17 protein-coding genes and 1 pseudogene are annotated in these 17,699 nt (G+C 64.6%); 14 read left to right on the forward strand and 4 right to left on the reverse strand.

What is annotated here, in order from left to right; translation table 11 throughout:
• Positions 1–137: 137 nt before the first annotated feature.
• Positions 138–899: an SDR family oxidoreductase gene (locus QJT78_RS24160; protein WP_028149241.1), complete on the reverse strand. Its 762-nt coding sequence runs from the start codon at positions 897–899 to the stop codon at positions 138–140.
• 138 nt (positions 900–1,037) lie between these two features.
• Here QJT78_RS24160 and QJT78_RS24165 point away from each other — a divergent pair, with 138 nt between their 5' ends.
• The 3 genes from QJT78_RS24165 to QJT78_RS24175 all read left to right on the forward strand — a co-directional run bounded on the left by QJT78_RS24165 (position 1,038) and on the right by QJT78_RS24175 (position 3,503).
• Positions 1,038–1,550: a CvpA family protein gene (locus QJT78_RS24165; protein WP_028149242.1), complete on the forward strand. Its 513-nt coding sequence runs from the start codon at positions 1,038–1,040 to the stop codon at positions 1,548–1,550.
• Positions 1,551–1,734: 184 nt separating this feature from the next.
• Positions 1,735–2,517 (forward strand): SDR family oxidoreductase, encoded by a 783-nt coding sequence (locus tag QJT78_RS24170; RefSeq protein ID WP_014498394.1) that lies wholly within the window; start codon positions 1,735–1,737, stop codon positions 2,515–2,517.
• Positions 2,514–3,503, forward strand: coding sequence for an NADPH:quinone reductase (locus QJT78_RS24175; RefSeq protein WP_028149243.1), 990 nt, complete (start codon positions 2,514–2,516; stop codon positions 3,501–3,503). The genes QJT78_RS24170 and QJT78_RS24175 overlap by 4 nt, the downstream gene beginning before the upstream one ends.
• A 131-nt stretch (positions 3,504–3,634) precedes the next feature.
• Here the strand turns inward: QJT78_RS24175 and QJT78_RS24180 are convergent, their stop codons facing one another.
• Positions 3,635–4,066: a DUF3775 domain-containing protein gene (locus tag QJT78_RS24180; RefSeq protein ID WP_028149244.1), complete on the reverse strand. Its 432-nt coding sequence runs from the start codon at positions 4,064–4,066 to the stop codon at positions 3,635–3,637.
• A gap of 121 nt (positions 4,067–4,187) precedes the next feature.
• Between QJT78_RS24180 and QJT78_RS24185 the strand changes: the two genes are divergently transcribed.
• The 8 genes and pseudogenes from QJT78_RS24185 (at position 4,188) to QJT78_RS24220 (ending at position 12,394) form a co-directional block, all read left to right on the forward strand.
• Entirely contained in the window at positions 4,188–5,036 is an 849-nt protein-coding gene (locus QJT78_RS24185; RefSeq protein ID WP_028149245.1) for an MBL fold metallo-hydrolase, read from the forward strand.
• Positions 5,037–5,323: 287 nt separating this feature from the next.
• The gene (locus QJT78_RS24190; protein ID WP_028149246.1) at positions 5,324–6,166 is read left to right on the forward strand and encodes a fumarylacetoacetate hydrolase family protein; all 843 of its coding nucleotides are present in this window, start codon (positions 5,324–5,326) and stop codon (positions 6,164–6,166) included.
• A 154-nt stretch (positions 6,167–6,320) separates the two neighbouring features.
• Positions 6,321–6,932 carry a glutathione S-transferase family protein gene (locus QJT78_RS24195; protein ID WP_028149247.1) on the forward strand — a complete coding sequence of 204 codons (612 nt, stop codon included), beginning with the start codon at positions 6,321–6,323 and terminating at the stop codon, positions 6,930–6,932.
• Positions 6,933–7,035: 103 nt separating this feature from the next.
• Positions 7,036–7,900, forward strand: a pseudogene (locus QJT78_RS24200) (MBL fold metallo-hydrolase).
• Positions 7,901–8,023: 123 nt separating this feature from the next.
• Complete coding sequence (locus tag QJT78_RS24205; RefSeq protein WP_049807732.1) at positions 8,024–9,202, forward strand: alpha/beta hydrolase; 1,179 nt, start codon at positions 8,024–8,026, stop codon at positions 9,200–9,202.
• Positions 9,203–9,232: 30 nt separating this feature from the next.
• Entirely contained in the window at positions 9,233–10,204 is a 972-nt protein-coding gene (gene mbfA / locus QJT78_RS24210; protein WP_028149248.1) for an iron exporter MbfA, read from the forward strand.
• A gap of 239 nt (positions 10,205–10,443) precedes the next feature.
• Positions 10,444–11,916: an amidase gene (locus QJT78_RS24215; protein ID WP_028149249.1), complete on the forward strand. Its 1,473-nt coding sequence runs from the start codon at positions 10,444–10,446 to the stop codon at positions 11,914–11,916.
• A 124-nt stretch (positions 11,917–12,040) separates the two neighbouring features.
• Positions 12,041–12,394, forward strand: coding sequence for a nuclear transport factor 2 family protein (locus QJT78_RS24220; RefSeq protein WP_028149250.1), 354 nt, complete (start codon positions 12,041–12,043; stop codon positions 12,392–12,394).
• A gap of 169 nt (positions 12,395–12,563) precedes the next feature.
• Here the strand turns inward: QJT78_RS24220 and QJT78_RS24225 are convergent, their stop codons facing one another.
• On the reverse strand, positions 12,564–13,652 hold the full coding sequence (locus tag QJT78_RS24225) for a Zn-dependent alcohol dehydrogenase (protein WP_028149251.1): 1,089 nt from the start codon (positions 13,650–13,652) through the stop codon (positions 12,564–12,566).
• 45 nt (positions 13,653–13,697) lie between these two features.
• The gene (locus QJT78_RS24230) at positions 13,698–15,482 is read right to left on the reverse strand and encodes an acyl-CoA dehydrogenase family protein (protein WP_028149252.1); all 1,785 of its coding nucleotides are present in this window, start codon (positions 15,480–15,482) and stop codon (positions 13,698–13,700) included.
• Between the two features lie 222 nt (positions 15,483–15,704).
• On the opposite strand from QJT78_RS24230, the gene QJT78_RS24235 reads away from it, so the two are divergent.
• From QJT78_RS24235 to QJT78_RS24245, 3 genes are all read left to right on the forward strand, one after another.
• Positions 15,705–16,406, forward strand: coding sequence for an SDR family NAD(P)-dependent oxidoreductase (locus QJT78_RS24235; protein WP_028149253.1), 702 nt, complete (start codon positions 15,705–15,707; stop codon positions 16,404–16,406).
• Positions 16,407–16,529: 123 nt separating this feature from the next.
• Positions 16,530–17,360, forward strand: coding sequence for an enoyl-CoA hydratase (locus tag QJT78_RS24240; RefSeq protein WP_028149254.1), 831 nt, complete (start codon positions 16,530–16,532; stop codon positions 17,358–17,360).
• A gap of 66 nt (positions 17,361–17,426) precedes the next feature.
• Positions 17,427–17,597, forward strand: a complete 171-nt coding sequence (locus QJT78_RS24245; protein ID WP_049807731.1) for an RNA polymerase sigma factor region1.1 domain-containing protein — start codon at positions 17,427–17,429, stop codon at positions 17,595–17,597.
• Positions 17,598–17,699 lie beyond the last annotated feature (102 nt).

The following is a 17,699-nucleotide window of genomic DNA, read 5'->3' on the forward strand; positions in this document are numbered from 1 at the left end:
TTACGGGGAGAGGGTTGGGGTGAGGGGCTATCTCGGCAAAAACGGTGAGAGTTGGACTCGCGGAGACTCCCCCTCACCCGGCTTTGCGCTGCGCGCAAATCCGGCCTCTCCCCGCAGCCGGGGAGAAGCGAAGAAAGTCAATTCAACAAGAACCCGCCGTCCACCGTCACGACGCTCCCGGTCATATACCGCGACGCCTTCGAGGCCAGCAGCAGGATCGCGCCGTCGAGATCGGACTCGGCGCCGACGCGGCGCTGCGGGATGCGCTTGGTCAGGCGTTCGCCCGGCGGGGTGGACCAGAAGGCATGATTCATTTCCGTGTCGATATAGCCTGGCGCCAGCGCGTTGATCCGGATGTTCTGGCCTGCGAGCTCCAGCGCCATCGCCTTGGTCGCCTGGAGGATGCCGGCCTTCGAGATCGCGTAGGGCGACACCGCCTTCAGCACGCCGGTGCCGAGCACGGAAGCGATGTTGACGATGTTGCCTTCCTGCTTGCGCGCGATCATGCGGCGCGCGACTTCGGTCGCGAGGAAATAGGCGCCTTTCAAATTGGCACCGATCACGGCGTCCCAATCGGATTCGGTCTGCTCGGTCGCGAGCTTCTCGATGGCGATGCCGGCATTGTTGATCAGCACCGTGATCGGACCGAGCGCGGCTTCCGTGGCATCCACAGCCCTCGCGATCGATGACATGTCAGTGACGTCGAGCGCGACCGCGGCAGCGCGGCCGCCCTTGCCGCGGATCTCCTCCTCCAGGCTCTTGAGCTTGTCGGTCTGGCGCGCCGCGAGCGCGACGGCCGCGCCATGGGCCGCCAGAACCCGGGCAAATTGCCGCCCCAGCCCCTGGCTCGCGCCCGTCACTAGGATGGTTTCTTGACTGACGTCGAATAAGTCTGACATGACGCTTGCCTTGAGCGTTTTCCCTGAGCCTTGGAGCCACCAATACAGACGATTTTAACGATCTGAAACCGGAATGATCGGTCCGGCGTTCATTCGTTCCATCGACGCAAGCGTTCCATCGAGGCAGGCCTGACGCTCATGAACAGTTTCGATCTCGCGGTCTATGCGGCACTCGCCGTCGCGATCGGCTTCGGTTTCAGGACCGGTCTGCTCGGCAGCGCCATGACCATTCTCGCCTATCTCCTGGCCGCTCCCATCGCCGTCGCGCTGATGCCGCTGATCGTGCCGCAGGTTGCGACCAATCCGAACGCGCCGCTGCTGCAAAACTGGATGTGGTTCTTCGGCATCTTCGTGGTCGTCGGCATGCTCCTTGGATATATCGGCCGCCTCGCGCTGAACGACACGATACGCGAAGCCGGGATCGGCGACCGGCTCGCCGGCGCCGCACTCGGCGCCATCAGGGTCGGCCTCGTCGCCACCACGCTGGTGCTGGTGTTCGACCAGATCGTGCCGGCCAACCGCCAGCCGCCGTTCCTCGCCGGTTCGCATCTGCGGCCGCTATTCTCGGCGGCCGGCAAGATGGGCTTCAAGACATTGCCGCCGGAGGCCGCGGCCGCGATTGACCGCCTCAAGCAGGAACGGCGCATCTAGCTTATTGTCCGGGCATGATCTTTTCGGAAAACCGCTGCACACTTTTCCGGATCATGCCCGCACATTTGCATCGCCGCGCGACCGCGCCATGCATTTTGACGCGGCCCCCTCCCTTATCAGCGGCGCCACGATTGGCTAGAGTGCGGCCCGTCTAAAACCTGCCTGACATTACGGGAGTGAAACAGTGGATCTTGGGATCAAAGGTCGCCGCGCCATCGTCTGCGCATCCAGCAAGGGCCTCGGCCGCGCCTGCGCCATCTCGCTGGCGGAAGCCGGCGTTGACGTCACGCTGACCGCGCGCGGCGCCGAAGCCCTGAAGAAGACGGCCGACGACATCCGCAAAGCCTATCCGGGCGTGAAGGTCACCGAGATCGTCGGCGACATCACGACGCCTGCGGGCCGCGAGGCCGTGCTGAAGGCCTGCCCCGAGCCGGACATCTTGATCAACAATGCCGGCGGCCCGCCGCCCGGCGATTTCCGCAACTGGACCCGCGACGACTGGATCAAAGCGATCGACGCCAACATGCTCACGCCCATCGAGCTGATCAAGTCAACCGTCGACGGCATGATGGCGCGCAAGTTCGGCCGCATCGTCAACATCACCTCGGCCGCGGTGAAGGCGCCGATCGACATCCTCGGTCTCTCCAACGGCGCGCGCGCCGGCCTCACCGGCTTCATCGCCGGCCTGTCGCGCAAGACCGTGATCAACAACGTCACCATCAACGGCCTGTTGCCGGGTCCGTTCGAGACCGACCGCCTGACCGGCACCGCCAAGGCCGAGGCCGACAAGCGCGGCACGACGCCGGAGCAGATCCTGGCCGAGCGCGCCAAGCTCAACCCCGCCGGCCGCTTCGGCCAGCCTGACGAGTTCGGCTATGCCTGCGCCTTCCTCTGCGGCGCCAAGGCCGGCTTCATCACGGGCCAGAACATTTTGCTCGACGGCGGCGCCTTCCCCGGAACGCTGTGAGGGCGGTCTGGTACGAGCAAACGGGACCGGCGGCGGACGTCCTCACCTATGGTGAGATGGCGACGCCGGTCGCAGCCCCAGGCGAAGTTCGCATTCGCCTGGAGGCCTCCGGCGTCAATCCGGCCGATGTCGGCCGGCGCGGTGGCAGCTATCGCGCGATGGAATTTTCGCGCGTCATTCCGAACAGCGACGGCGCGGGTTTCGTCGACCAGATCGGCGACGGCGTAACGCGCTTCAAGGTCGGCGACCGGGTCTGGCTGTTCAACGGCCAGCGCAACGGCCGCGCCTTCGGCACGGCGGCCGAATATATCGCGCTCGCCGAGCAGCTGGTGACGCCGCTGCCGGATCATCTTTCCTTTGCGGAAGGCGCAACGCTCGGCATCCCCGCGATGACCGCGTGGTGCAGCCTGTTTGCGGATGGGCCGATCGTCGGCAAGACCGTGCTCGTCACCGGCGGCGCCGGCGCGGTTGGCCATTATGCCGTGCAGCTCGCCAAATGGGGCGGCGCACAGGTGATCGCGACGGTCAGCTCGGCGATGAAGGGGGAGCAGGCCCGGCGCGCGGGCGCCGATCTCGTGGTCAATTACAGGGACGAGGACGTCGTTGCCAGGGCGATGGCGTTCACCGGCGGACGTGGTGTCGATCGCGTGGCCGATGTCGATTTCGGCGGCAACATCGCGACGACGTTGAAGCTGATGGCGCTCAATTCGACGATCGCCGTCTACGCCACCAACGGCAACCGCACACCGGTTGTCCCAATGCGCGAGCTGATGGAAAAGTGCATCGCGCTGCGCACCCTGGTGCTGTTCGCGCTGCCGCAGGCGTTGCTTGCGGCGGCGCAGGCCGATATCACGAAATGGCTGGCGGCAGGGCCGCGCATTCACAACGTCGCGGGGCAGTTCGCGCTGTCGGATACTGCGCAGGCGCATCTCGCGGTCGAGAAGGGTGACAAACTCGGCACCGTGATCGTCGACTGCGCTCGGTGAGAACTGAGTTAGTCCGTTGAGGCTTCCACAGCGTCATGGCCGGGCTTGTCCCGGCCATCCACGTCTTACTCACGGCACGAAGAACGTGGATGCCCGGGACAAGCCCGGGCATGACGACTAGATCTTCAGCTCTAAGAAACCGGCGTGGTCCGCTCGTCGGTCCAATCGATGCCGAGCTCGTCCATGCCATCGGCGAGCAGATCGCCCAGCATCGGCTCGCCCAGCAGATATTGCACCGTTTCACGACGCGGATTCTTGTACTCACCGCGCGCCTCGGCGGCGCGTGCGCGCAGATCGTCCCACTCCTCCACTTCGCCATCGCCGCGGCCGAGCCACATCATCGTGACGAGGTCGAGCTGCTCGTCCTCGTTCAGCGCGCGGATGAAACCGGACAGCTCGGCTGCGACCGGGTCGGAATTGGTGTCCTCGAGCACGTCGATCTCGTCATCATCAGAGGGATTGGAGCCCGAGTCAGGGTCGGACGCCGCCTCCTTGACGTCGAATTCGCGGGCCTTCTCGATGATGAAGGCGACCTTCTCGGCGGAAATGGCAAGCTCTGGCATCGTCGCTCTCTCTGGCTGTCTCGGGGTTCCCCCGATAACGCAACATCGCGACAGATGATCCATTGCCTTCGACGGCGGAAGGCCGCATCTTTCGCGAAAGCAAGAAAATTGGGATCGCCGCATGCCGTGGACCGTGGGCAAGGTCAAAATCGCCAAGATCGTGGAAATGGAGACGGTCGGCTCGACCCGCTTCATCCTGCCGGCCGCGACCAATGACGAGATCCAGAAGCTGCCCTGGCTGATCCCGCATTTCGCCACCGAGGAGGGCCGGCTGAAAATGTCGATCCACTCGCTGGTGGTGGAGACGCCGACGCGCCGCATCGTGGTCGACACTGGCCTTGGCAACGACAAGCAGGGCCGCGGTGTCCCGGTCTGGAATAACCGCAGCACGCCGTTTCTAGAGACCATGACGGCAGCGGGCTTTCCCCCTGACAGCATCGACACCGTGCTGTGCACGCATCTTCATGTCGATCATGTCGGCTGGAATACGAAGCTGGTTGATGGCAAATGGGTGCCGACTTTCTCCAGGGCGCGCTACCTGTTCGGCAAGACCGAGTATGAATATTGGCGCGACTATACGGCCGAGCCGGACAAGGTCGCGGTGTTCAACGATTCCGTGAAGCCGGTCGTCGATGCGGGCCTGGTCGAGTTGATCCCGAGTGATCACCGGCTCTGCGAGGAGATCAGCGTGATCCCGACCCCCGGCCACAGCCCCGGGCACATGAGCGTCCTGATCGAGTCCGGCGGCGAACAAGGGTTGCTCAGCGGCGACGTCGCCCATCACCCCTGCCAGATGGCGCATCTCGACTGGTGCTCGGTCGTCGACACCGATACCGCCCAATCGGCGGCAACCCGCCACAAGGTGTTCTCGCGCTTTGCCGATACCCCGACGCTGGTGATCGGCGGCCATTTCTCGGCCGGCCACATCAAGCGGGACGGGGATGCGTTCAAATTTGTGGCGCTGGGCTAGGTCTCGTGCCCCGGATGCTGCGCAGCACGAAGAGCGCGTTTACGCGCGTCTTCGACGCGCTATGTTGATGCGCTGCTGATCCGGGGCCCATGTTGCCACAATCTGGGTCCCGGCTCTGCGCAGCAGCGTTTCACGCTGCAGCGCGTCCGGGACACAGAGCCTCCCGATACCTCCGCCCACCGAATCCAGAAGCCTGCAATGCGCCCCACTTTGAGCGGTTGAATTTCCCGCCGCCCTGTTCCATGAAGCTATTTAACCGATCGGTCCATCTCCAGGGAGAAACGAGAATGAAGCTTGTTCGTTATGGCGAAAAGGGTGCGGAAAAGCCCGGCCTGATCGACAAATCCGGCCAATTGCGCGACCTGTCGGCGCATCTGAAGGACCTGACCGGCGAGGCCTATTCCCCGGAATCCCTGAAGAAGCTGGCGGGCCTTGACCCGGCCTCCCTGCCCGCCGTCTCCGGCAAGCCGCGCTTCGGCGCGCCCGTCACCAGCATCTCGAAATTCGTCGCCATCGGCCTCAACTACAGCGACCACGCCAAGGAAACCGGCGCTGCGATCCCGACCGAGCCGATCATCTTCATGAAGGCCAACACCTCGCTATCCGGCCCGAACGACGCTGTCGAGAAGCCGCGCGGCTCGACCAAGCTCGACTGGGAAGTCGAGATCGCCGCCATCATCGGCACCCGCGCAAAATATGTGTCTGAAGCCGACGCGCTGAACTACGTCGCCGGCTATTGCGTCTGCAACGACGTCTCCGAGCGCCACTTCCAGACCGAGCGCCTGGGCCAGTGGACCAAGGGCAAGTCGCACGACACGTTCGGCCCGGTCGGCCCGTGGCTCGCCACCAAGGACGAGATCAAGGACGTGCAGAACCTGTCGATGTGGCTCGACGTCAACGGCCAGCGCCGCCAGACCGGCTCGACCCAGACCATGATCTTCTCCATGGCCAAATGCGTCTCCTACGTGTCGCAGTTCATGACCCTGCTGCCGGGCGACATCATCACCACCGGCACCCCGCCCGGCGTCGGTCTCGGCATGAAGCCGCCGACCTTCCTCAATGTCGGTGATGTCGTCACGCTCGGCATCGAAGGCCTCGGCGAGCAGCGCCAGGAGATCGTGGCGGCGTAAGCCGCGATCAGCACACTCGTCGTCATGCCCGGGCTTGTCCCGGGCATCCACGTCTCGCAGTCCAGCCGCGTGGAAACGCGTGGATGGCCGGGTCAAGCCCGGCCATGACGGAGGAGACACCGTCCGCTCAAGACCGACCGCAGGGAATCGTCAGATGAAACTCTCCTTCTCCGCCGCCTCGCCCTTCGCCCGCAAGGTCCGTATCGCCGCGATCGAGCTCGGGCTGATCGACAAGATCGAGCTGACGCCCGCGACCGTCGCGCCGGGCACGGTCAATGAGGACTATTCGCGCATCACGCCGCTGAAGAAGCTGCCGGTGCTGATCACCAATGACGGCGACGTCATTCTCGATTCCTACGTGATCGTCGAATATCTCAACGAGATGGCCGGCGGCAGCCTGATCCCCGATTACGGCCCGCGGCGCTGGAAGGCCAAGACCAATCACTCCCTGATCAACGGCATGCTCGATTCCATGCTGCTGTGCCGCTACGAGAAGATGGTGCGGCCGCAGGGCCTGCAATGGCAGGCATGGTCGGACGACCACTGGAACCGGGCCTGGACCGGCATGGCGCGCTTCGAGAACATGCCCGACGTTTTGAACGGCCCGTTCGACATCTCGCAGATCGGCCTCGTCTGCGTGCTCGGCTATGCCGACTTCCGCTTCGCCGATTGCGGCTGGCGCAAGGCCTACCCGAAACTCGACGCCTTCCACCAGAAGATGCTGGAGCGCCCCTCGGTCAAGATCTCGGTGCCTCCGGCCGCCTAAAGCGCGATGAACATCATCGCGCTTTAGGATTGTTGTTTGAGCATGATCTTGTCGGAAAACCGCTGCACACTTTTCCGGATCATGCTGTACAGCGGGAGTTCTCATGAGCCTGAAATACGCGGTCGGCGATCTCACCATCCATCGCGTCATCGAGCAGGAGACCTCGTTCGTCCCGGCACTGGACATGCTGCCGGGATTGACGGCCGAGGTGCTGGCCGAGAACCGGGCATGGATGCGGCAGGCCAAGGCGCTGGACGAGCAGGACGTGCTGCTCCTGTGCTTCCAGTCCTATGTGGTGAAGACGCCGCACCGCACCATTTTGATCGACAGCTGCATCGGCAACGACAAGCCGCGCCCGCAGCGGCCGAAATGGAACATGAAGACCGACGATACGTACCTGCGCGGACTCAACGCCGCCGGGTTCGCGGTCGACGACATCGATTTCGTGATGTGCACGCATCTGCATGTCGATCACGTCGGCTGGAACACGCGGCTCGAGAACGGCCGCTGGGTACCGACTTTCCCGAGGGCGCGCTACGTCTTCGCCAAGCAGGAATACGACCACTGGTTCGCGGAGAATGCGAAGGCGGAGATCCCGCCCTTTGCTGACAGCGCCGGTGGTCGAGGCCAGGCGCCACGAGCTGGTCGGCAACGATCATCAGATCGGCGATCACGTCCGCATCCTGCCGACGCCAGGACATACGCCCGGCCATATCGCCATCACAATGGGCCGCGGCAAGGACGACGCCGTGTTCTCCGGCGACCTCATGCATTCGCCGCTGCAGACGCTCTATCCGGAGCTGTCGATCAAGTTCGACGTCGATCCGGCCGCGGCGGCGAAAACACGCCGCAGCTTTCTTGAGCGCTATTGCGACACCGACACGCTGTGCTGCACCGCGCATTTCCCCTCGCCGTCGGTTGGGAAGATCAGGCGCAAGGGCAACGCGTTCGTGTGTGCGGCGGTGTAGCGCGCGGCAATCGCCCGGCTTCCGTCATGCCCGGGCTTGTCCCGGGCATCCACGTTCTTACAATCAACGGCAACAAGAACGTGGATGGCCGGGACAAGCCCGGCCATGACGAGGAAACAAAGAATGGCCGATCTCCCCGACGTTCCTCTCCCCGCCGGAATCCGCTCGCGCTATGTCGACGGCATCAACGGCTTGCGCATGCACGTGCTCGAAGCCGGCTTCGAGACCAAGGGGCGGCCCTGCATCCTCTTGCTGCACGGCTTTCCTGAGCTCGCCTTCTCCTGGCGCAAGGTGATGCCGGCACTGGCCGCGGCCGGCTATCACGTGATCGCGCCGGACCAGCGCGGCTATGGCCGCACCACGGGATGGACCGCGGATTACGACGGCGATCTCACGCCGTTCTCGCTGCTCAACCTAGTGCGCGACGCGCTCGCCCTGGTGTCGGCGTTCGGCTACAGGCAGGTCGATCTCGCCGGGCATGATTTCGGCAGCCCGGTCGCGGCGTGGTGCGCCCTGATCCGGCCCGACGTGTTTCGCTCGGTGACGCTGATGAGCGCGCCGTTCGGCGGAGCGCCGCCGCTGCCGTTTGGCGCGATCGATGTGCCGGCAAAGCCTGCAGCCGAAGACCCCGTGCATCGCGAGCTCGCCGCACTGCCGCGCCCGCGCAAACACTATCAATGGTATTACGCGACGCGCCCGGCCAACGCCGACATGCAGCACGCACCGCAGGGCGTGCACGATTTCCTGCGCGCCTACTACCACCACAAGAGTGCGGACTGGACCGACAACAAGCCTTATCCGCTGACGTCGTGGTCCGCGGGCGAACTCGCAAAACTGCCGACCTACTACGTGATGGACTCCGGCGAGACGATGGCGGAGACGGTTGCGAAGGAGATGCCCTCGCCGGCCGCGATCGCCGCCAACCAATGGCTGCCGGACAGCGACCTCGCCTATTACAGCGCCGAATATGACCGCACCGGATTCCAAGGGGGCTTGCAATGGTACCGCTACGGCACGTCCGGCATGCTCAACAGCGAGATGCAGCTGTTTGCGGGCCGCAGCATCGACGTGCCCTCCTGCTTCATCTCGGGCAAGCAGGATTGGGGCACCTATCAGCGCCCCGGCGTGTTCGAAGCGATGCAGGGGCGCGGCTGCACGAAGATGCTCGGCTGCCATCTCGTCGACGGCGCCGGCCATTGGGTGCAGCAGGAACAGCCGGCCGAAGTGAGCCGCCTGCTACTTGAGTTCCTCGCAAAAGCCGCCTGGTTTGACCCGGGAACCCCGGCGCCCTATATAGTTTAGAATAATTCTAAACTATCGAACAGGGCCGCCGTGAAGAGTTTTGCCGAACTGACCGAGCGCGAGGTGCTTGCGGTCGCGATCTCCTCCGAGGAGGAGGACAGCCGCATCTACATGACCTTCGCCGAAGACTTGCGCGAGCGTTACCCGGACACGTCGAAGATTTTCGAGGAGATGGCCGAGGAGGAACGCGGCCACCGGCATCGGCTGCTGAAACTCTATGAGGAACGCTTCGGCCAGCACCTGCCGCCGATCCGCCGCGAGAACGTCAAAGGCTTTCTGCGCCGGCGGCCGATCTGGCTGACGAAAAACCTGCCGCTCGACACCATCCGGAAAGAGGTCGAGACCATGGAGCTCGAGGCCGAGCGCTTCTACGCGCGGGCCGCCGAGCAGGCCGAGGATGTCGGCGTGCGCCGCCTGCTCGGCGATCTCGCCGAGGAGGAAAAGCATCACGAGAACCGCGCCGTCGCGCTGACCGACGAAATCCTGAAGCCGGACGTGCGCGCCGAGGAAGATCGCACGCGACGGCGAATGTTCGTGCTGCAATATGTGCAACCGGGCCTTGCCGGCCTGATGGACGGATCGGTCTCGACGCTGGCGCCGCTGTTCGCCGCAGCTTTCGCCACCCACCAGAACTGGCAGACGTTTCTGGTCGGCCTCGCCGCCTCGATCGGCGCCGGCATCAGCATGGGCTTTGCGGAAGCGCTGTCCGATGACGGCTCGCTCACCGGGCGCGGCTCGCCCTGGCTGCGCGGCATCACCTGCGGCGCGATGACGACGCTCGGCGGGCTCGGCCACACCCTGCCTTATCTCGTCCCAGACAGCTGGCCGAACGCATTCTGGATCGCAACGGGAATCGCCGGCGTCGTCGTGTTCTTCGAATTGTGGGCGATCGCCTTCATCCGCGCGCGCTACATGGACACCCCGTTCCTCCAGGCCGTGTTCCAGATCGTACTCGGCGGCGCGATCGTGCTGTCGGTGGGGATCTTGATCGGGGCGGCGTAGGGCCACACCCGCTGTCATGCCCCGCGAAAGCGGGGCATCCAGTACGCCGCGGCTTCGCGATTCCCTCACAACCGTCTCGGAGTACTGGATCGCCCGGTCGAGCCGGGCGATGACACCGACCTTGGTGGTTGGCCGCCCCCCGCTGACCACCAGCGAGGCATATCAATCGCGATCAAACGGCGGTTGCGGCTTTCGGCCAAACTGCGCATCATCCTTTCAGGGAAGCGCAGGAGCATGTCGTGGCGGAATCGGAATGGAGTTTCAAGAGCGCGGTCGAGCTGTCGGCCGCGTTGACCGCAAGGAAGGTCTCCGCGGTCGAGCTCACGCAGGATGCGATCGATCGCATCGAACGTCACGATGGCAAGGTCAACGCGATCTGCGTGCGGGATTTCGACCGCGCGCTGAGCGCTGCGCGTGACGCGGATGCAGCGTTGGCGCGCGGCGAAAGAAAGCCGCTGCTCGGCCTGCCGATGACGGTGAAGGAATCCTACAACATTGCCGGCCTGCCGACGACCTGGGGGATTCCTGCGCAAAAAGACTTCATTGCCAAGCAAGATTCGCTGCCGGTCACGCGGGTGAAGGACGCCGGCACCGTCATCGTCGGCAAGACCAACGTGCCGCTGGGGCTCGGTGACTGGCAGAGCTACAACGACATCTACGGCACTACCAACAATCCCTACGATCTCGGCCGCACGCCGGGCGGCTCGTCCGGCGGCTCCTCGGCCGCGCTCGCTGCGGGCTATGGCCCGCTGTCGATCGGCTCCGACATCGGCGGCTCGCTGCGCGTGCCCGCCTTCCATTGCGGCATCTATGCGCACAAGCCGACCTTCAATCTCGTCGCGATGCGCGGCCACACGCCGCCGCCGTTGCCACCCTTGCCGTTCGAGCGTGACCTCTCGGTGATCGGCCCGATGGCGCGCAGCGCCGCTGATCTTTCGCTGGTGCTCGACGTGATGGCCGGGCCCGACCCGATCGACGCTGGCCTCGCCTACCGGCTCGAGCTGCCGGCGGCGCGACACACGGCATTCAGGGATTTCCGCGTGCTGGTGATCGACACCGATCCAGTGATGCCGACCGACACGGCGGTGCGCGGCACCATCAACCGGCTGGCCGACAATCTCGCCAAGTCTGGCGTCAAGATCGAGCGCAGCAGCCCGTTGCTGCCGGATTTCGCGGCCTCCTCGCGGCTCTATATGCGCATGCTGATGTCGTTCCTCAGCTCGACCTTCGCGCCGGACATCTATGCCGGCGCGAAAGCGGCCGCAGCGTCGTTGCCAGAAGGCGACAACAGCTTGGCTGCGGAACGGCTGCGCGGCATCGCGCTGAGCCACCGCGACTGGCAGGCGGCAAATGCCGGACGCACGCGGCTACGGGCGCAATGGCGGGAGCTGTTCAAGACGTACGACGCGGTGATCTGCCCCGTCATGCCCACAGCAGCCTATCCGCACGACCATTCGCTCGACCAGGAAACCCGCCGCATCAAGATCGACGGCAAGGAGCACGTCTATCCCGACCAGCTCGCCTGGCCCGGCATCGCGACGCTCCCTGGTCTGCCCTCCACCGCGATCCCGACGGGCTTTGCGCCTGATGGACTGCCCATCGGCGTGCAGATCGTCGGCCCGTGGCTGGAAGACCGCACGCCGCTCAAGCTCGCCGAACTGATCGAGCGCGAATTCGGCGGGTTCGCGCCGCCTCCTTCGTTCAATGACTAGTGGCTCCCGTCATTGCGAGGAGCGAAGCGACGAAGCAATCCAGAATCGTTCCACGGAGTGACTCTGGATTGCTTCGCTACGCTCGCAATGACGGAGTAAAATAACACAGAGGGAGAGAAACGTCATGAGCCAAGACCTCGACCAGCTCACCGCGCTCAACCGCGACTACGTCGCCTCCGTACAGAACTGCGACGTCAAACGCTTCGACGAAATCCTGGCGCCGGAGTTCTTTTGCTCCAATCCCGACAAGACATTGGTCGACCGCGCAGCCTTCCTGGAGCAGACGGCACGGCCGATCGCAATCCGCAATCTGCATGCGCATGATGTCATCATCCGCATCATGGGCGATTTTGCCATCATCCACGCCGCCACCAGCTATACCACCGCCGACGGCCAGCAGGCGACGGGGCGGTACACCGATTGCTGGACGAAGAAGAACGGGAAGTGGCTCGCGGTATCAGCGCACGTGTCGCGGTGAGGCGGGGGCACGCTGCCCGCATACTCTCCGCTGTCATGCCCCGGCTTGACCGGGGCATCCAGTACGCCGCGGCCTTTCGATTCAATCACTGCCGTCTCTGGAATACTGGATCGCCCGGTCGAGCCGGGCGATGACACCTGTCTTGGAGCAGCACCGGCGAGCGCCAGCGCTAGCTATCAAACACAATCACGCTGCGCAGCGTCTTGCCGGCTTTCATGTTGGCAAAGCCCTCGTTGATCTCGCTGAGCTTCAGCTTGGCCGAGATCCAGTCCTCGAGGTGCAGCCGACCGCGCAGGTAGAAATCGACCAGCCTCGGCATGTCCACGCGAAAATGGTTGGAGCCCATCGATGAGCCCTGGATCCTGCGCTCGCGCAGGAAGTCGAAGCCGTGCAGCTCGATCTTCTGGCCGAACGGGATCATGCCGACGATGGTGGCCGTGCCGCCGGACGCCAGCATGCCAAAAGCCTGCTCCGCGGTCTCCTTGCGGCCGAGCACCTCGAAAGAATGATGCACGCCGCCATTGGTGAGGTCGCGGACCTGCTTCACCACGTCGCCGTCGGCGGGATTGATGATGTCGGTCGCGCCCAGCTTGGTCGCGAGCTGGAGCTTTGCCGGATTGGTGTCGATGGCGATGATGCGTCCGGCGCCTGCGATCTGCGCTCCATTGATCGCGGCCATGCCGACGCCGCCACAGCCGATCACGGCCACGGTCTCGCCCGCCGTCACCTTCGCCGTGTTCACCACCGCGCCGTAGCCGGTGATGACGCCGCAGCCGATCAGCGCGGCGAGATCGAGCGGCATCTCCTTCCTGATTTTGACGATGGCGTTCTCGTGCACCAGCATCTGCTCGGCGAAGGACGAGAGGTTGAGGAACTGATGCAGCTTCTCGGACTTCGACCATTGCATCCGGTTTGAGGCGCCCGGCAACAGCTTCACCGTGGTGTCGGTGCAGAGCACGGTGCGGCCCGTGGTGCAATTGTCGCAGGTGCCGCAAAACACCGACAGGCACGTCACGACGTGGTCGCCCGGCTTCACATAGGTGACGTCAGAGCCCACCTGTTCGACGATGCCGGCAGACTCGTGCCCGAGCACCGCGGGCAACGGATGCGGATAAAGGCCTTCCATGAAGTGCAGATCGGAGTGACAGAGGCCGGCGACCGCCGTGCGGATCAAAACCTCGCGCGGGCCCGGCTTCGGCAGGTTGACATCCTCGATGACCAGCGGCTGATTGACTTCATAGAGGACGGCGGCCTTCATCGAGCACTCCCTATCGCTTCTTTTGGTTTGAGCGTGGCGTGCAGCCTACGCTGCCAGAACCAGTTCGCCAACCTCGCTCATGCCGGCGTCGCGATCGCCGAGCAGCAGCGCTGCGATCTTCGCTTGCGCGGCATTTTCCGTCAGCCGGAACGGATCGCTCGGCGACACGCGATGGTCGATCACCAGCCGCGACAGCAGCAACCGGCGCGCATCGCCGCGCATCTCGTTGATGCGATGCGCTTCCCAGGCGAGCGCGACCGTGCTTGCGACGTGATAGAGCAGGCTGGTCGCGCGGCGCGCATCGACCTCGTTCTCGGAATTGCCCGCGACCTCGCGCGCGAAGCCGACGGCGCGATCGACCAGACCGCGCAAATTGTCGCGCCAGGCCTGCGGGACCGACGCGCTATCATCGAGCCGCGCGTGCAGATCGGCTGATAGCGCGGCTTCGGCGCCATGGCGGCCGACCGCGCGCCGGAGCGCATCGATCGCGACGATGTTGCCGGTGCCTTCCCAGACCGAACCGAGATGGGCGTCGCGCAGCAGGCGGGGCGTGGCAAATTCCTCGATATAGCCGATGCCGCCGCGCATCTCGAGCGCATCGCCGCAGACTTTTCGCGCATCGCGCGTCGCACGGAATTTCAGCGTCGGCGTCAGGATGCGCAGGAGCGCGGCTGCATCCTGACTGCCAGCCTCGGCGCGGTCGAGCGCGTCGGCGGTGAGAAAACTCATCGACAGCGCCTGCTCGACCGGCAGCATGATCTTCAACATCTGCCGGCGGCCCAGCGGCAGGTCGATGATGCGCTTGCCGAACACCACGCGGTTCCTGGCGACCGTCATCGCATCATGATAGGCGCGGCGCATCAGCGCGGTGGATTTGACGCCGTTGGAGAGCCGCGACGAATTGACCATCTCGGCCATCTGCACGAAGCCGCGGTCGAGCTTGCCGACCGCATAGGCGATCGCGCCTTCGAGCTTGATCTCGCCCGAGGCCATCGAGCGCGTGCCGAGCTTGTCCTTCAGGCGCACGATCCGGTAATGGTTCTGCGAACCGTCGTCGAGGAAGCGCGGCATCAGGAACAGGCCGACGCCGCGCGTGCCGGGGCCAGCGCCTTCGGGGCGCGCCAGCAGCATCACGACCTTAGCATCGGCGTTCGAGCAGAACCATTTTTCGCCATGGAGGCGCCAATGGTCGCCCTCCTGCACGGCGCGCGTGGTCAGCGTACCGACGTCGGAGCCGCCCTCCTTCTCGGTCATGAACTGGCCGCCCTGGGTCAGCTTGCTCATGTCGGTCTGGGTGAGACCGTCGAGATATTTCGCCTTCAGCGCCTCGCTGCCGAAATTCGCCAAGAGCTTTGCGCAGCCGTCGGTGACGTTGATCGGGCAGCCCATGCCGAATTCGGTCTGGTTGAACAGGAAGGTGAAGGCGTGCTTGGCCACGACGGGATATTTGTCCGGCCATCCCATGATGCCCTTGCGGATCGAAAGCGCGTGGATGCCGAACTCGCCGAAAGCGGCGTTCTCCAGTTCGCGATAGGCCGGGTGATATTCGATCCACTGCACGTCGCGGCCGAACTTGTCGCGCTGGTGCAGCACCGGCGTGTGCCGGTCGGCGAGCCGCGCGCACTCGTCGAGATGGCCACCGGCGAGTTCGCCGAGACGATCGAGATGCGGCTCGATGTGGCGGAACAGCGGGTCCGGCAGATGGATACGCAACAGATCCGTCAGCGCCGGATCGGTGCGATAGAAATTCATGCCTGATGTATCGGGCGCCAGCAGACCGGATGGCGCGGCCGCGACACTTTTTGGCTCACCTGTGACCGGCTTGTGCATGATCGTCCTCTTCGTTCCCGCCCGACGGCAATTCTTATCGCTTGCCGCTTGGGATGATGTCGATCATGCTCCAGTCGCAAAGGCGGATAAAGCCGCAAATTGTCAGGGAGGCATGATCGCGGTGAAGGAGCAATTCGCTCTGCGGAATTATGACCGACCCGGCTGGTTGTCCGCACGGCGGATGCATAGATCAGCGGCTTCCCGTCTCCGAGAGATCACGCCATGGAACATCCGAAATACAAGATCGCCCTCATCGTCGGCGCCGGCGAAGGCCTGAGTGCCTCGCTGGCGCGTCTGCTCTCCGCGCAAGGCATCCGCGTCGCGCTGGCCGCGCGCAAGATCGAGAAATTAGGCGCGCTCTGTCGCGAGACCGGCGCCAAGGCCTATGCCTGCAACGCCACCGAGCCTGAGGAGGTCGAGCGGCTGTTCGGCCTGGTCGAACGCGAGATCGGCACGCCCGACCTCGTCGTCTACAATGCCAGCGGCCGCACGCGCGGGCCGTTCGTCGATCTCGTCCCGGCCGACGTCGCGCAGGCGATCGCGATCAGCGCCTATGGTGGTTTCCTGGTGGCGCAGCAGGCGGCCAAGCGCATGCTGCCGAACAAGCACGGCGCGATCCTGTTCACCGGCGCCTCGGCGAGCGTCAAGGGCTATGCGCAGTCGGCCTCGTTCGCGATGGGCAAGTTCGCGCTGCGCGGGCTGGCGCAGAGCCTGGCGCGCGAGCTCTCGCCGCAGGGCATCCACATCGCCCATTTCGTGATCGACGGCGGCATCCGTAGCGCGGCGCGGGCCGAACCCGCCGATAAGCCGGATTCGATGCTCGATCCCGACGCGATCGCGCAGAGCTATTGGAACGTGCTGCAACAGCCGCGCAGCGCCTGGAGCTGGGAGCTGGAGCTGCGGCCGTGGGTGGAGAAGTTTTGAGGCAATAAAGCAAAAACAACGGTCATTGCGAGCGAAGCGAAGCAATCCAGAGATGTCTCCGCGGAAACGGACTGGATTGCTTCGTCGCTTCGCTCCTCGCAATGACGACAGAAAGGGAGCGACATGTCCACGGAAACCACCATCGATACCGGCACCAACGAACTCCTCTGCGTCATCCGCGACCGCGTCGCGGTGATCACGCTGAACCGGCCGGAGGCGCGCAACGCGCTGTCGGATACCTTGACGCCGGCGCTGCGGACGATGATCCGCACCTGCGGCGAGAGCCCTGAGGTCGGCGCGCTGCTGATCACCGGCGCGGGCGCGGCCTTCTGTGCCGGCGGCAACGTCAAGGGCATGGGCGCGCATCGCGACCCGAAGAAGCTCGAGATGTCGTTTGACGACAAGGTCGCCGACCTCCAGGAGCGGCAGCGGCTGCTCACCGGCGCGCTGGTGTCGGTGCGCAAGCCGACCATCGCCGCCCTGCCCGGCCCCGCGGTCGGCGCCGGGCTCGCCATCGCCATGGCCTGCGACATCCGCATCGCCGCGCAATCGGCCTTCGTCGCCACCGGCTACGCCCGCATCGCGCTCTCCGGCGATTACGGCATCGCCTGGCTGCTGACTCGCCTCGTCGGCACCGCGCGGGCCCGCGAGCTGCTGTTCACCGGCGATCGCGTCGACGCAGCGCGTGCCGAGGCCATCGGCCTCGTCAACCGCGTCGTACCCGACGACAAATTGCAGGCTGAAGCCTTTGCACTGGCCAAGTCGCTCGCCGAAGGCCCGCGTCAGGCGCTGCGCTATATGAAGGACAATCTCGACGAGGCGCTGCTGTTTGATTTCGAGACCGCTCGCGACCACGAAGCCGGACGGCTGATCCGCCTGACCACGACTGCTGATCACAAGGAAGCCGTGCAGGCCTTCATCGAGAAGCGGAAGGCCGTGTTCACGGGGAAGTAGGGGCTACGCAGCCAAGACCATCAGATCATTCCATAGAGTAGGTACCCCATTTTCAGGAGGGCTGAAATGGATTGGTCTGAGGTTGTGCGGAAAGCCGTATTCCTGGCGGAGAAGACTGGGCATGTCACGTTCGATCAACTGAACGAACTGATGCCGTCCACCAGGCTGGAACCGGAAGACATCGAGGCCATACTGACCGCTTTGAGCGACCGGGGTATCTGGATTGCGGAGGAGTAAGGTTCGCTCCTCCGTCCCCGCAATTGGTCCGTAGCCCGGATGGAGCGAAGCGTAATCCGGGGCCGCTGGCGCTCGTGGCACGAATCCCGGATTGCGCTTCGC

Origin of the sequence: Bradyrhizobium sp. Mp27 (assembly GCF_029953005.1) — a bacterium.
Taxonomy (GTDB): Bacteria; Pseudomonadota; Alphaproteobacteria; order Rhizobiales; family Xanthobacteraceae; genus Bradyrhizobium; species Bradyrhizobium barranii.